The organism is Bradyrhizobium aeschynomenes (genome assembly GCF_013178945.1).
Taxonomy (GTDB): Bacteria; Pseudomonadota; Alphaproteobacteria; order Rhizobiales; family Xanthobacteraceae; genus Bradyrhizobium; species Bradyrhizobium aeschynomenes.
The window spans coordinates 1-14583 of sequence record NZ_JABFDM010000003.1 but is presented as its reverse complement, the minus strand read 5'-3'; the positions used below and the strand labels follow the sequence as shown (position 1 = coordinate 14583).

The window sequence follows — 14583 nt, the reverse complement described above, 5'->3', positions numbered from 1 at the left end:
TACCAATGCAGGGCCGGTTTGGAAAGAGCTTTTCGGAAGTTTTTTTGCCGGATTGTGACACCGGCAATGGCGCCCGGCGCATCTAAAATTATCATTAAGAATCATACGCTTGTAGATTGTGTTCCGTTTCACCCAGCGCGAACCCCGAAGCGGCCCGGCGCCCGCGCGGACGTCCTCGAAGGCGCGGATGGTGCCACTGCCCTGCTTTGGCCAAGCAGGCTCCGCAGCACCTCCGCGATCCCCGTGTGAAACAGCGGCCGCACACGCTTGCCAATGGTTCCGCAACGCGGCAGCTTCGGGCAAACCAGAACGACGGCCCGACACGCGGCCGCAGCATACGTGAGGAGACGTCCATGGACCACTCCCTGAAGAGCCCCCCGATAGCGGCGCTCGACGACGCCTTTCACGCCATGATCGAGGCGTCGCGCAGCGCACTGCCGCCGCCGCTCGCGACGCGGCTGGATCGTCTGACGCGGCTGCGGACGTTGCTCGCCGCTAATGAGAAACGCCTGGAGCAGGCGATCTCGGCAGATTTCGGGTATCGCTGCGCCGTCGAGACCACGATCGCCGAGACGCTGTTTCTGCAGACCGAGATCAAGCATACGCTGAAGATGTTGCCGCGGTGGATGGCGGCACGGCGCATTGCAACCTCGCTGCAATTTTGGCCCGCCCGCAACCGGCTGATCCCGCAGCCGCTGGGCGTCGTCGGCATCATCGCGCCCTGGAACTATCCGTTGCAGCTGACGCTCGCCCCCGCGATCGGCGCCATCGCGGCCGGCAATCGCGTGCTTATCAAGCCGAGCGAGCTGACGCCGCGCTTCTCCGCGCTGCTCAAGGAGCTGATCGCCGCGCAATTCGATCCGACCGAGCTGTCCGTCACCGGCATCGAGGACGGCATCGCCCAGGCCTTCGCAGGACTGCCCTTCGATCATCTCGTCTTCACCGGCTCGACCCGGGTCGGTCGCATCGTCGCCGAGGCCGCGGGGCGAAATCTGACGCCGGTAACGCTCGAGCTCGGAGGCAAGTCGCCGACCATCGTCGATATCTCCGCCGACGCCGACCAAGCTGCCGAGCGCATCGCCTATGCCAAGCTGCTCAATGCCGGTCAGACCTGCATCGCGCCCGACTATGTGTTCGTGCCCGAGCCGCAGCGTGACGCGTTCGCCGGCAAGCTCCATCGCAGCATGCAGGAGATGTTCGGCACCAATCCCACCAATGGCGACTACACGTCGATCATTTCCGACCGGCACTATGCCCGGCTGGAAGGACTGCTGCGGGACGCAATCGCGCGCGGTGCCAAGCCGCTGAGCACGACAAGCCCGGAGGATCCGGCGTGGAAGAAGCTGCGAAAATTCCCGCCGACCGTCGTGGTCGGCGCGACGCCCGACATGGCGATCATGCAGGAGGAGATTTTCGGCCCGCTGCTGCCGGTCATGACCTATCGACATGCCGACGAGGCGATACGCTACGTCAACGCTCACGACCGGCCGCTGGCGCTGTACTGGTTCGGCAGCGACGAGGCCGCGCGCGAGGCGGTGCTGGCGCGGACCGTCTCCGGCGGCGTCACGATCAACGACTGCCTGCTGCATTTCGCGCAGATCAATCAGCCAATGGGCGGCGTCGGCGCCTCGGGCATCGGCCACTATCACGGTGAATGGGGCTTCAACAGCTTCAGCAAGTTGAAGCCGGTGTTCTATCGCTCGCCGTTCAACCGCATGAAGGATCTCTATCCGCCCTATGGCGCGAGCATTGCCAGGATCGAGAAGCTGCTGCGGTTTTTGAGCTAGCGCCAGAGACATCGTCATTGCGCGGCGCGCAGAGCGCGAACCCCGGAATGACCGCAGACAAATAACAAACACATCAGGGAGACGTGCGTGGCGGACGAGGTCGATTTCATTGTCGTGGGTGGCGGCAGCGGTGGAGCGACGGTCGCGGGGCGGCTGTCGGAGGATCCGGCCACGTCGGTGATGCTGCTGGATGCCGGCGGGCGCAACGACAACTGGATCGTGACCACGCCCTACATGCTGTTCCTGATGGTGGCGGGTCCGGTCAACAACTGGTCGTTCACGACGGTGCCGCAGCGCGGCCTCAACGGCCGCACCGGCTATCAGCCGCGCGGACGCGGGCTCGGCGGCTCCTCGGCGATCAACGCGATGGTCTACATCCGCGGCCACCGCGCCGACTACGACCATTGGGCTGCGCTGGGCAACTCCGGCTGGTCGTATGAGGACGTCCTGCCCTATTTCAAGCGCGCCGAGAACAATGCCGAGTTTGACGGCGACTATCACGGCCAGTCGGGTCCGCTGCCGGTCAACCGGCTGCGGACCGGCAATCCCGTGCACGAGATCTTCCTGCAAGCGGCGCGCGAGGCGCAGTTTCCGATCCGCGACGATTTCAATGCCGAGACGCAGGAGGGCCTGGGGCTCTACCAGGTCACGCAGAGCAATGGCGAGCGCTGGAGCGCTGCGCGCGCCTACATCCAGCCGCATCTCGGCAGCCGCCGCAATCTGCGCGTCGAGACCTCGGCCCACGCCTCGCTGATCCTGTTCGACGGCAATCGCGCCGTCGGCGTGAAGTATCGCCAGGGCAAGGAGGTCAAGGAGATCCGCTGCCGGCGCGAGGTGATCCTGGCTTCCGGCGCATTTCAGACACCGCAGCTGCTGATGCTCTCCGGCATCGGCGATGCAGCCGCGCTGGCAAGGCTCGGCATCGCCGGCGTTCACCACCTGCCGGGAGTCGGCCGGAACCTGCAGGACCATCCCGACTTCATCTTTGCCTATACCTCCGATAATCCGAACTTCTCATCGCTGTCACCGAAAGGCCTGCGCCGGCTGCTGGCCGGCATCGGCCAGTATCGCCGCGAGCGTCGCGGCGTCCTGACCTCGAACTTCGCCGAATGCGGCGGCTTCCTGAAGACGGATCCCAACCTCGACGTCCCCGACATCCAGCTGCATTTCGGCATGGCCGTGACCGATGATCACGGCCGCAAGCGGCACGGCAACGGCTTCTCATGCCATTTCTGCCTGCTGCGGCCCAAGAGCCGCGGCACGGTGGCGCTGAGGAGCGCCGATCCGCTGGCGCCGCCGCTGATCGATCCGAACTTCCTCGGCGAGGACGACGATCTCGAGACCATGGTCGCGGGCTACAAGACCACGCGGCGGCTGATGGAGACACCGGCCATGCGCGACCTCGGCAAACGCGACCTGTTCACCTCGGACGTCAGGACCGACGACGATATTCGCGCCATCCTGCGCGCCCGCGTCGACACGGTCTATCACCCCGTCGGCACCTGCAAGATGGGCACGGACGATCCGCTCGCGGTGGTCGATCCCACGCTGAAGGTGCATGGGCTGTCCGGTCTGCGCGTGGTCGATGCCTCGATCATGCCGACCCTGATCGGCGGCAACACCAATGCGCCGACCATCATGATCGGCGAGAAGGCCGCCGACATGATCAGAGCGGAGCTGCGAGCCAACTGATCTTGCTGCGGGCAGCCGTCAGGCGAACTCACGGAGCGACGAGCAATGACGATGCCCGCGAAATCTCGAGATCGTTCGGAATGAGCGCACGACATTTCCGGGGGTCAAGGCCAGCAGCCTTGTCCCGGAATGACAGCCGCAGTGATCGAAGCCGAACTCATCCGACGTCTCGGGCGCGCAATGTCCGGCTGACGCGAAAGAACTACGTCAGCAGGAAACCGCCGTCGACCGTGACCACGCTGCCCGTCATGTAGCGCGAAGCATTCGAGGCCAGCAGCATGATGGCGCCGTCGAGATCGCTCTCATGGCCGACGCGCCGCTGCGGGATGCGCTTGATGAGCTTCTCGCCGGCCGGCGTCTGCCAGACGTCGTGATTGATGTCGGTGTCGATATAGCCTGGCGCCAGCGCATTGACACGAATGTTGTTGGCGGCAAGCTCCAGGGCCAGCGCCTTGGTGGTCTGCACGACGCCGGCCTTCGAGATCGCATAGGGCGATATGAACTTCACGACGCTGAAGCCGAGCACCGAGGCGATGTTGATGATGTTGCCAGGCGCTTTCCGCGCGATCATGCGGCGCGCGACTTCAGTCGCGGCGAAATAGGCGCCCTTCAGGTTGGCGCCGATCACGGCGTCCCAATCGGCCTCGCTCTGTTCCACCGCGAGCTTCTCGACCGCGATGCCGGCGTTGTTGATCAGCACCGTGACCGGACCGAGGGCGACCTCCGCGGCATCGAGACCTCTCGCAATTGAGGCATTGCTGGTCACGTCCATTTCGACGGCGACGGCGCGGCCGCCCTTGGCCTTGATCTCGTCCTCCAGAGCCTTGAGCTTGCCGGTCTGGCGGGCAGCGAGCGCGACGGCAGCACCATGCGCGGACAGCACGCGCGCGAATTGGCGGCCCAACCCTTGGCTCGCGCCCGTGATCAGAATCACCTCGCGGCTGACATCGAACAGGCCCGACATGGCACCACCTTGCGTTTCCCCGGTTTGTTGCGGCGCATTGATACAGACGATTTGAAGCAGCGCAAACCGGATTTGTTTACCGGACAGGCCTACAACCGCAGCATATCAGTCATGAATACTTTCGACCTCGCCGCTTGTGCCGCCCTGATGGTCGCCGTCTACAGCGGCTTTGCGACCGGGCTGCTGCGCAGCGCCATCACCATTCTGGCCTATCTTCTGGCGATGCCGTTGGCGATGGGCGCGGTGGCGGCCATGAGCCCGCAGCTGCAGGACGTGCACGGCACCCCCCTGGCGCAGAACTGGCTGCAGTTCTTCGCGGCCTTCGTCGTCATCGGCGTCGCCCTGGGCAAGATCGGCCGGATGCTGCTCGACGAGGCGGTCGGTCCCGAAGCTGGTTTTGGCGACAGGCTCGGCGGCGCCCTGCTGGGAGCTGTCCGCGTCGGCATGGTCGCGACCACGCTGGTGCTGGTGTTCGACAAGATCGTCCCGCCCGAGCGCCAGCCGCGCTTCCTCGACGGCTCGCGCCTGCGGCCCATTCTCTCGCTCGCAGGCGCAAAAGGCTTTCGCTCGCTCCCGCCGGAGGTGGCGAGCCTGATCGATCGTCTCAAGCAAGAGCGCCGCATCTGATTGCGAGCCATGCAATTGCGCACAGGCCGGCTGCCCTTATCAGCGGCGGCGGCCTTGGCTAGAATGCCGCATCAATGTTCCAGCCTCACTGACATATCGGAGTGATCAATCGTGGATCTCGGGATCAAGGGCCGCCGCGCCATCGTCTGCGCCTCCAGCAAGGGATTGGGCCGCGCCTGCGCGATCGCGCTGGCCAATGAGGGCGTGCATGTCACGATTGCCGCGCGCGGCGCCGAGGCGCTGGCCAAGACCGCAGCCGAGATCCGCGCCGCCAATCCCGGCATCACCGTCACCGAAGTGGCCGGCGACATCACCACGCCGGAAGGCCGCGCCGCCGTGCTCCAGGCCTGCCCGGATCCGGACATCCTGATCAACAATGCCGGCGGCCCGCCGCCCGGCGATTTCCGCAACTGGACCCGCGACGACTGGATCAAGGCGATCGACGCCAACATGCTGACGCCGATCGAACTGATCAAGGCGACCGTCGACGGCATGATGGCGCGCAAGTTCGGCCGCATCGTCAACATCACCTCGGCCGCCGTGAAGGCGCCGATCGACATTCTCGGCCTGTCCAACGGCGCCCGCGCCGGCCTCACCGGCTTCGTCGCCGGCCTCTCGCGCAAGACGGTGATCAACAACGTGACCATCAACGCGCTGCTGCCGGGCCCGTTCGAGACCGACCGGCTGCGCTCCACGGCCAAGGGCGAAGCCGAGAAGCGCGGTGTTACGCCGGAGCAGATTCTGGCCGACCGCGCCAAGACCAACCCTGCCGGTCGCTTCGGCGATCCCGAAGAGTTCGGCGTGGCCTGCGCCTTCCTCTGCGCCGCCAAGTCCGGCTACATCACGGGACAGAACATCCTGCTGGATGGTGGTGCGTTCCCCGGCACGCTGTGAGCGCAGCTCCTGCTGTCGAGGCTTTTGGGCGCGGCGATCGCTGCGAGTCTACCTCGCCCCGCTTGCGGGGAGAGGTCGGATTGCATCGAAGATGCAATCCGGGTGAGGGGGTACAGGTCCAACGGCAAACACTCCCGGCGCGTATGCCCTTCTCACACTTCCCGTGCGGCTGCCCCTCACCCCGACCCTCTCCCCGTGAATAACGGGGAGAGGGAGCACACCGACCGCGCGGAAATCGGCCGGGCTCGAACTGACAACTACTGCTTCGTGATCTCGTCCTCGTCGCGCTGGCTCGGGCTTGATGAGTCCGCCGTGGTCCGGCCCTCCGTCCAATCGATCCCGAACGCATCCAGCCCCTCGGCAAGCAAATCCCCGAGCATCGGCTCGCCCAGCAGATAGCGCGCGGTGTGGCGGTCGCGCTGGCCGGCGGCCTCGCGGCGCAGATCGTCCCATTCGTCGATGTCGCCGTCGCCGCGGCCGAGCCGCATCAGGGCGACCAGATCGGTCTGCTCGTCTTCGGTCATGGCGTTGATGAAGCCGGTGATCTCGCGCACGACCGGATCGTCACCGCTGTCCTGCAGCACATCGATCATGTCGTCATCGACGGCATTCGAGCCGGAATCATCATCCGTCGCCTGCTCCTTGACGTCGAACTCGCGGGCCTTCTCGATCAGGAAGGTGACCTTCTCGGGTGAAATCGTCAGCTCTGGCATGACACTCTCCTGTTGGACTGGCCACGACAACGCCTGTTCCCGGGAGTCGATCCATTGCGCTGGAACGCATGACGCGGCATCGTCACGCTCAGCAAGAACAAGCGAGGAAGCGCGCATGCAATGGACGGTCGGCCGGGTCAGGATCACCAGATTCACCGAGCTGGAAACGATCGGCGGCACCCGCTTCATCCTGCCGCAGGCAACGCCGGAAGCCATCCGCGCGCTGTCCTGGCCGGCCCCCGATTTCGCCACCGGCGAGGGCAAGCTGAAAATGTCGATCCATTCCCTGGTGCTGGAGACCCCGACCAGGCGCATCGTCGTCGACACCGGCCTCGGCAACGACAAGCAGGGGCGCAGCGTGCCGGTGTGGAATGCCCGCTCGACGCCCTTCCTGGAGACGATGAGCGCCGGCGGCTTCCCGCCTGACAGCATCGACATGGTGATCTGCACGCATCTCCACGTCGATCATGTCGGCTGGAATACGCGGCTCGTCGACGGCCGCTGGGTCCCCACCTTTCCGAACGCGCGCTACGTCTTCGGCCGCACCGAGTATGAGCACTGGCGCGACCACAGCGAGGCCGCCGACGAGACCGCGACCTTCGCCGATTCCGTGCAGCCGATCATGGACGCCGACAGGGCCGAACTCGTGGCCAGCGATGCCGCGATCACAGACGAGATCACGCTGATCGCGACGCCCGGCCACAGCCCCGGTCACGTCAGCCTGCACATCCGTTCCGATGGTGCGCAGGCACTCCTGAGCGGCGACGTCGCGCATCATCCCTGCCAGATGGCGCACCTGGATTGGAGCTCGACCGTCGATTCCGATCCGGCGCAGGCGGCGGCTACGCGCGGGGCGCTGTTCTCCCGTTTCGCCGACACCGGCACGCTGGTGATCGGCGGCCATTTCGACGCCGGCCACATCCGCCGCGACGGGGCCGCCTTTCGCTTCGAAGCAGTGCCGGGCGGCGGCAGCGCATAGCCCGCGAGGTTGAATTTCGTCCCGCCATGCTTCATGACAGGGCTCTGGAATACCAAGGCTTTAAGGGAGAGAAACAAATGAAGCTCGTTCGCTACGGCGACAAAGGCGCGGAAAAGCCGGGCCTGATCGATGCATCCGGCCAGCTGCGCGACCTGTCGGCCCATGTGAAGGACCTCGATGGCGCCGCCTATGCGCCGGAGTCGCTAAAGAAGCTCGCCGCGCTCGACCCGGCCTCCCTGCCCGCCGTCTCCGGCAAGCCGCGCTTCGGCGCACCCGTCACCGGCATTTCCAAGTTCGTGGCCATCGGCCTCAACTACTCCGATCATGCCAAGGAAACCGGCAACCCGATTCCGGCCGAGCCGATCTTCTTCCTCAAGGCCAATACTGCGCTGTGCGGGCCCTATGACCAGGTCGAGAAGCCGCGCGGCTCGACCAAGCTCGACTGGGAGGTCGAGATCGCCGCCATCATCGGCACCCGCGCCAAGTATGTGTCCGAGGCGGATGCGCTGAACCACGTCGCCGGCTACGCGATCTGCAACGACGTCTCCGAGCGCAATTTCCAGATCGAGCGCCTCGGCCAGTGGACCAAGGGCAAGTCGCACGACACGTTCGGGCCCGTGGGTCCGTGGCTCGTCACCAAGGACGAGATTCCGGACGTGCAGAACCTGTCGATGTGGCTCGACGTCAACGGCCAGCGCCGCCAGACCGGCACCACCGCGACGATGATCTTCTCGATGGCCAAGTGCATCTCCTACGTCTCGCAGTTCATGACCTTGCTGCCGGGCGACATCGTCACCACCGGCACTCCTCCCGGCGTCGGCATGGGCATGAAGCCGCCGACCTTCCTCAACGTCGGTGATGTCGTGACGCTGGGCATCGAGCGCCTCGGCGAGCAGCGCCAGGAGATCATCGAGGCTTAAACGTCACTCTCCGTCATTGCGAGCGCAGCGAAGCAATCCAGGGCGTCACGTGCGACTCTGGATTGCTTCGTCGCTACGCTCCTCGCAATGACGGACAAACCATCTACAGCGAGCCAACAGGAATGCCTCGATGAAACTCACCTTCTCGCCCGCCTCGCCGTTCGCCCGCAAGGTGCGCATCGCCGCCATCGAGCTCGGCCTGATCGACAAGATCGAGTTCACGCCCGCCGCTGTCATGCCGGGCCAGGCCAACGACGAGTACATGAAGATCACGCCGCTCAAGAAGCTGCCGGTGCTGATCCTCGACAATGGCGACGTCATCCTGGATTCCTACGTCATCGTCGAATATCTCGACGAGCTCGCCGGCGGCAACAAGCTGATCCCCGCCTCCGGCCCGTCGCGCTGGAAGGTGAAGAGCGAGCATTCGATGCTGCAGGGCATGCTCGATTCCATGCTGCTGTGCCGCTACGAGGCGATGGTGCGACCCGAGGGCATGCGCTGGCAGGCCTGGTCCGACGACCATTGGAACAGGGCCTGGATGGGCATGGCGCGCTTCAATGCGCAGAGCGACCTGATGACGCGCCCGTTCGACATCGTCTCCATCGGCCTCGTCTGCGTGCTCGGCTATGCCGACTTCCGCTTCGCCGATTGCGGCTGGCGCAAGGCCTATCCGGCGCTCGACGCCTTCCATCAGAAGATGCTGGAGCGCGAGTCCGTGAAGATCTCGGTGCCGCCGGCGGCCTGACAATTCGAGAGGATTGCCGTGACGCTGACGTTTTCGGTTGCCGATCTCACGATCCATCGCATCATCGAGCAGGAAACCACCTTCCTGCCGGCGCTCGAGATGTTTCCAGAGCTGCCGCCGGAGGTGCTGGCGGCCGAGCGGAGCGCGTTGCGTGCCGCCCAGGCGCTCGACGCACAGGACACGCTGATCCTGTGCTTCCAGTCCTATGTCGTGAAGACGCCTCACCACACCATCCTGATCGACAGCTGCATCGGCAACGACAAGCCACGCGCGCGGCCGGTCTGGAACATGAAGACCGACGACAGCTACATGCGGGCGCTCGCGGCCGCGGGCCTGTCGGTCGACGACATCGACGTCGTGATGTGCACGCATCTGCACACCGATCATGTCGGCTGGAACACGCGGCTCGACAATGACCGCTGGGTGCCGACCTTCCCCAATGCGCGCTACGTCATCGCGCAGCACGAGTATGACTATTGGGTCGCGCAGAACGCCAAGGCCGAGGTGCCCGCCTTCGCCGACAGCGTGCTGCCGGTGGTCGATGCCAATCGCGCCGACATCGTCAGCGACCAGTTCGCGATCGGCGATCACGTCCGGCTGCTGCCGACACCTGGCCACACGCCCGGCCATGTTGCGGTCGCCATCGGCAGAGGCAGGGACGATGCGGTGTTCTCGGGCGATCTGATCCACTCGCCGCTGCAGCTTTGCTATCCCGAACTGTCGCCGAAATTCGACGTCGATGCGGCGCAGGCCGCCGTGACGCGGCGCGAGTTCCTCGATCGCTATTGCGACACGCCGACGCTGTGCTGCACGGCACATTTCCCGTCGCCCTCGGTCGGCCGCATCAAGCGCAAGGGCACCGGCTTTGCCTGCGAGGCGGTCTAGCCTCAGTCGACGATGAACAGCTTTGCGCCGGTCGCGGTGAACGACCGGTGTGCGGCATCGCCGAAATCCGAGACCTGGTAGCTCATTCCCGCCGACAGCGTGAACTTGCGGCCGTCCTTCAGCTCGCTTTCGAGCTCGCCTTCCAGCACCAGCAGGATGTGGCCGCGGTCGCACCAATGATCGGCGAGATAGCCGGGCGTATATTCGACCTGCCTTACACGGATGTCGCCGATCATCAGCGTCCGCCAATACGCCTTGCCCTGCTCGCCCGGATGCTCGGTCGCCGGCACGGCGGACCAGTCGGTCACGGTGAAGGGCAGCGTCGGAATCTTCATCGCGGGCTCTGTGCGGAACATGGGGCGGAATCGAAGCTGCGCCATGGCATAGAGCGCCGCGCGCCGGAGATCAATCCGCCCCTGCCGCGGCGCCCCGTCAATCGAACAGGCTCGGCGTGTAGTTCACCGCCGCGCCCTCGATCGCCAGCATCTTCAGCTTGGTGTCGACACCGCCATTGGCGGAGAACCCGCCCGGTTTGTTGCCGGCGGCGAGCACGCGATGGCACGGCACCACGACCGGACACGGATTGCGCCCCAGCGCCTGGCCGACCTCGCGCGACAATTCGACCCCGCCGAGCTGCTTGGCGATATCGCCATAGGTCAGGGTCTGTCCCGGCGGGATCCGGCGCGCGATGTCGTAGACGCCGCGCTGAAACGCGCTGACGCCGTCGAGATCGAGCTCGATATCCGCGAGATCATCGCACTGTCCGGCAAGCAACGCCTTGATGCGGTCGATGACGCGGCGCACATGCTGCGGCGGCTCGGCCTCGGCGAGATCAGGACAGCGCTGCCGCATCCGGGTGCGGATCTGCGGCGCACCGCCCATCGGCAGCTGCACCGCGTTGATGCCGCGCGGGCCCCATGCGATCGCACAGGTGCCGATCGCGGTCTCGAACAGGGTAAAGCTGTGGTCTGACATGGCAGGCTCCATCCTCGATCTGCCCCGTATCATCTGCAGGTCAGATTAGGCTTGGAGAATGTTGCGATCCACCCGGATTCTGCCAATGTCGACAGCGGAAGCTGCGCGACGCCTGATCGGCAGGTCGACAGGTGGCGCGCAGAGCAGAGGCAGCCCGGCGAAGACCGGGCGCCTCCGTCGAGGAAACAAGCCAGGAGAACGCCATGAATCTGACGCCGGAGCAGATCGCATTCTTCAACCGTGAGGGCTGGTTGTTCCTGCCCGAATTGTTCAACCCGGAGGAGACCGCCTTCCTCGCCCGCGAGGCCGAGTCGATCTATGCCGCGAACAGGCCGGAGGTCTGGCGCGAGAAGAGCGGCGCGCCGCGCACGGCGTTTGCGGCGCATCTCTACAACGACGCGTTCCGCATGCTGGCGGCGCATCCGCGCATGATCGAGCCGATCGAGCAGATCTTCGGCGAGAAGCTCTACATGCATCAGTTCAAGATCAACGCCAAATCGGCCTTCACTGGCGACGTCTGGCAATGGCACCAGGACTACGGCACCTGGAAGCGCGACGACGGTATGCCCGAGCCGCGCGCGATGAACATCGCGATCTTCCTCGACGAAGTCATGCCGATCAACGGCCCCTTGATGCTGGTGCCGCGGAGCCAGCACGCCGGCGACCTCGAAGCGTCGCACGATCTTGCTACGACATCGTACCCGCTGTGGACGCTCGACGAGGCGACGGTGACGCGGCTGGTTGCCGAGGGCGGCATCGTCGCGCCGACCGGCAAGCCCGGCGGCATGCTGATGTTCCACGGCAATCTCGTGCACGGCTCGGCCGGCAACATCACACCCTATCCGCGCAAGATCGTGTACCTGACGCTGAATGCGGTCTCAAATTACATCCGCACTCCGACACGGCCGGAGTACATCGCGCATCGCGACTTCACGCCGATCGAGACGCTGCCGGACGATGCGTTGCTGCAGCTGGCTCGCGCGCATCGCGAGGCGGCGGAGTGAAACGCGGAGCCCACAACAAGAAAGGTCGTCATGCCCGGGCTTGACCCGGGCATCCATCAACAGGACGACTCTCTCGCATAGAGATGGATGGCCGGGTCAAGCCCGGCCATGACGACTTGGTGGGGAGTTGCGCATCACGCGATAGCCTTTGAACCGGGATAACAGAATGAACCTCCACGCACTCCTCCAAGCCCGCGCCGCCGCCGGCAAACCTGTGCGCGTCGCACTCATCGGTGCCGGCAAGTTCGGCTCGATGTTCCTGTCGCAGGTGCCGCATGTTTCGGGCCTGGAAGTGCCCGTCATCATCGATCTCGATCCCGAGCGAGCTCGCGACGCCTGCCGCACCGTTGGCTGGACCGCCGAGTTGATCGAACGCACGACCTTCAGCGCCGACGGCGCAAAAGCGCTCGCTGACACCATCGATGTCGTCGTCGAAGCCACCGGCAGTCCGGCCGCCGGCATCCGCCACGCGCGGGCCGCGATCAAGGCCGGCAAGCACATCGTGATGGTCAATGTCGAAGCCGACGTGCTGGCGGGACCGTTGCTGGCCGACGAGGCGCGCGAGGCCGGCGTGGTCTATTCGCTCGCCTATGGCGACCAGCCGGCGCTGACGGCGGAGCTGGTCGACTGGGCGCGTGCGACCGGCTTTCACGTTGTGGCGGCCGGCAAGGGCACGAAGTATCTGCCGGCCTATCACGATGTGACGCCCGACGGCGTCTGGCAGCATTACGGGCTGACCGGGGGCGAAGCTCAGTCCGCCGGCATGAACCCGCAGATGTTCAACTCCTTCCTCGACGGCACCAAGTCGGCGATCGAGATGGCCGCGATCGCCAACGCGACCGGGCTCGACGTGCCGTCGGACGGCCTCTCGTTTCCGCCCTGCGGCGTCGACGATCTGCCGCATGTGCTGCGACCGCGCGAGCGCGGCGGCGTACTGGAGCGATCGGGCATGGTCGAGGTGGTGTCATCGCTGGAGCGCGACGGGCGTCCGGTATTTCGTGATCTGCGCTGGGGCGTCTATGTCGTGCTGGAAGCGCCGAACGACTACGCCGCCGACTGCTTCCGCCAGTACGGTCTGAAGACCGACGCCAGCGGCCGCTACGCCGCGATGTACAAGCCCTATCATCTGATCGGGCTGGAGTTGAACGTCTCGGTGCTGTCAGCGGCGCTGCGCAAGGAGCCGACCGGCCAGCCGCACGGCTTCCGCGGCGATGTCGTGTCGGTTGCGAAGAGGGATCTGCGCGCCGGCGAGATGCTCGACGGCGAAGGCGGCTACACGGTGTGGGGCAAGGTGCTGCCGGCGAGCACCAGCCTACAACACGGCGCGCTGCCGATCGGATTGGCTCACCGCGTGAAGCTCGTGAACAACGTCGCGCGCGGCGCCGTCGTGCGTTGGGGCGATGTCGCGATCGACGCCGCGGACGAGATCGTGAAGGTGCGCAAGCAAATGGAGATGACGTTCGCCCACTGAGGACGCATGCGCCCTGCGCCAGGAGCCGCAATAAAAAAAGCCCCGACCGGCGGTCGGGGCTTTTTAGCTCGAGGGCAAGACTCCGGCTCAGTCCTCAGTTGTCATCCTCGCCGAACGCCGCGGCGAGCTTGTCGTAATATTTGACGACGAGATCGATATTGCCCTTGTTCTCGACCTCCGGCGGCTTGGCCTTCAGCGCGGCGTTGAGGTCGTTGAGCACATTCTTCTTGTCATCGGGCTTCATCTTCTTGTCGGCCTGGACCTGCTCGATCTGGTCTTTGATCACGGCTTCCGGACCGACATATTTCTTGGTCTTGGGATCGATGCCGCCCATCACCAGGCTGATATTGTCGACGACGACGTTGAAGTCGTCATAGCTCGCGAAGCCGTATTTCTTGGCGATGCCGTCGAGCTGCGTGACCACCTTCTGGTCCGGCGGCGCGTTCTCCGGCAGCTTGTCGGTGAGGGCGTCCATGTCCTTCTGCGATGCGAGCACGTTCTCGATCTGCTTGTCGGTCAGCGCGATCTGCTTGAGTTGCGGCGGCTGGCTGATCGTAGGGCCCGCCGGCGCAGCCGGCGAATCCTTGGCGGCCTGCGCAAGGGCCGGAAGCGTTGCGAGGGCCGTCATCGCGGCGCCTGAGCCCGCAAGGGCCAGCGCGACGAAAGTGGTCCGGACGAACATGCGCATGAGGATCTCCTGTGGGACAATAGACTGCAACGATAGACAGCGCAGCATTGCGTACGTTCTGGGGAATGAACCGCGCCTGAATCGGTTCCGCGCAGCACGATCACACGGTTGTGCGGCCGCGGTCGCAAGGCGAACGAATGATCGTGACAAACGAGGGCGGCCAACGACCACCACAAACGCCAACGCCGCGCTGAGGGTATCAGCGCGGCGTTGTCGTTTTGGTTTGTGAAGAGGTGATG

General features: G+C 65.2%; 15 protein-coding genes. 10 read left to right on the top strand and 5 right to left on the bottom strand.

Translation table 11 applies throughout. The features are described from left to right. Positions 1-353: 353 nt before the first annotated feature. Entirely contained in the window at positions 354-1787 is a 1434-nt protein-coding gene (locus tag HL666_RS09035; protein WP_172181015.1) for a coniferyl aldehyde dehydrogenase, read from the top strand. 87 nt (positions 1788-1874) lie between these two features. Continuing rightward, complete coding sequence (locus HL666_RS09030; RefSeq protein WP_172181013.1) at positions 1875-3479, top strand: GMC family oxidoreductase; 1605 nt, start codon at positions 1875-1877, stop codon at positions 3477-3479. Between the two features lie 202 nt (positions 3480-3681). On the opposite strand, the gene HL666_RS09025 is transcribed toward HL666_RS09030, so the two are convergent. Next, positions 3682-4443: an SDR family NAD(P)-dependent oxidoreductase gene (locus HL666_RS09025; RefSeq protein ID WP_172132133.1), complete on the bottom strand. Its 762-nt coding sequence runs from the start codon at positions 4441-4443 to the stop codon at positions 3682-3684. Between the two features lie 111 nt (positions 4444-4554). On the opposite strand from HL666_RS09025, the gene HL666_RS09020 reads away from it, so the two are divergent. Then, on the top strand, positions 4555-5070 hold the full coding sequence (locus tag HL666_RS09020) for a CvpA family protein (protein WP_172113095.1): 516 nt from the start codon (positions 4555-4557) through the stop codon (positions 5068-5070). A gap of 111 nt (positions 5071-5181) precedes the next feature. Further along, positions 5182-5964, top strand: a complete 783-nt coding sequence (locus HL666_RS09015) for an SDR family oxidoreductase (RefSeq protein ID WP_172181011.1) — start codon at positions 5182-5184, stop codon at positions 5962-5964. Between the two features lie 257 nt (positions 5965-6221). Here the strand turns inward: HL666_RS09015 and HL666_RS09010 are convergent, their stop codons facing one another. Beyond that, a complete protein-coding gene (locus HL666_RS09010) occupies positions 6222-6677 on the bottom strand; it encodes a DUF3775 domain-containing protein (protein WP_172181010.1) in 456 nt (151 codons plus the stop codon). Between the two features lie 115 nt (positions 6678-6792). Between HL666_RS09010 and HL666_RS09005 the strand changes: the two genes are divergently transcribed. From HL666_RS09005 to HL666_RS08990, 4 genes are all read left to right on the top strand, one after another. Continuing rightward, positions 6793-7656: an MBL fold metallo-hydrolase gene (locus HL666_RS09005; RefSeq protein WP_172113092.1), complete on the top strand. Its 864-nt coding sequence runs from the start codon at positions 6793-6795 to the stop codon at positions 7654-7656. 77 nt (positions 7657-7733) lie between these two features. Continuing rightward, a complete protein-coding gene (locus tag HL666_RS09000; RefSeq protein WP_172181009.1) occupies positions 7734-8576 on the top strand; it encodes a fumarylacetoacetate hydrolase family protein in 843 nt (280 codons plus the stop codon). A gap of 130 nt (positions 8577-8706) precedes the next feature. Beyond that, entirely contained in the window at positions 8707-9321 is a 615-nt protein-coding gene (locus HL666_RS08995; protein ID WP_172181008.1) for a glutathione S-transferase family protein, read from the top strand. Positions 9322-9339: 18 nt separating this feature from the next. Beyond that, the gene (locus HL666_RS08990; RefSeq protein ID WP_172181007.1) at positions 9340-10206 is read left to right on the top strand and encodes an MBL fold metallo-hydrolase; all 867 of its coding nucleotides are present in this window, start codon (positions 9340-9342) and stop codon (positions 10204-10206) included. A gap of 2 nt (positions 10207-10208) precedes the next feature. On the opposite strand, the gene HL666_RS08985 is transcribed toward HL666_RS08990, so the two are convergent. Further along, a complete protein-coding gene (locus HL666_RS08985) occupies positions 10209-10541 on the bottom strand; it encodes a DHCW motif cupin fold protein (RefSeq protein WP_172113088.1) in 333 nt (110 codons plus the stop codon). 97 nt (positions 10542-10638) lie between these two features. Beyond that, positions 10639-11181 (bottom strand): methylated-DNA--[protein]-cysteine S-methyltransferase, encoded by a 543-nt coding sequence (locus HL666_RS08980; RefSeq protein WP_172181006.1) that lies wholly within the window; start codon positions 11179-11181, stop codon positions 10639-10641. 203 nt (positions 11182-11384) lie between these two features. On the opposite strand from HL666_RS08980, the gene HL666_RS08975 reads away from it, so the two are divergent. Together HL666_RS08975 and HL666_RS08970 are read left to right on the top strand one after the other, a co-directional pair. Next, on the top strand, positions 11385-12185 hold the full coding sequence (locus tag HL666_RS08975) for a phytanoyl-CoA dioxygenase family protein (RefSeq protein WP_172181005.1): 801 nt from the start codon (positions 11385-11387) through the stop codon (positions 12183-12185). A 166-nt stretch (positions 12186-12351) separates the two neighbouring features. Next, positions 12352-13656, top strand: a complete 1305-nt coding sequence (locus HL666_RS08970) for an NAD(P)H-dependent oxidoreductase (RefSeq protein ID WP_172181004.1) — start codon at positions 12352-12354, stop codon at positions 13654-13656. A gap of 94 nt (positions 13657-13750) precedes the next feature. Here HL666_RS08970 and HL666_RS08965 read toward each other — a convergent pair whose 3' ends face one another. After that, positions 13751-14344, bottom strand: a complete 594-nt coding sequence (locus tag HL666_RS08965) for a hypothetical protein (RefSeq protein WP_172181003.1) — start codon at positions 14342-14344, stop codon at positions 13751-13753. Between the last annotated feature and the right edge of the window lie 239 nt (positions 14345-14583).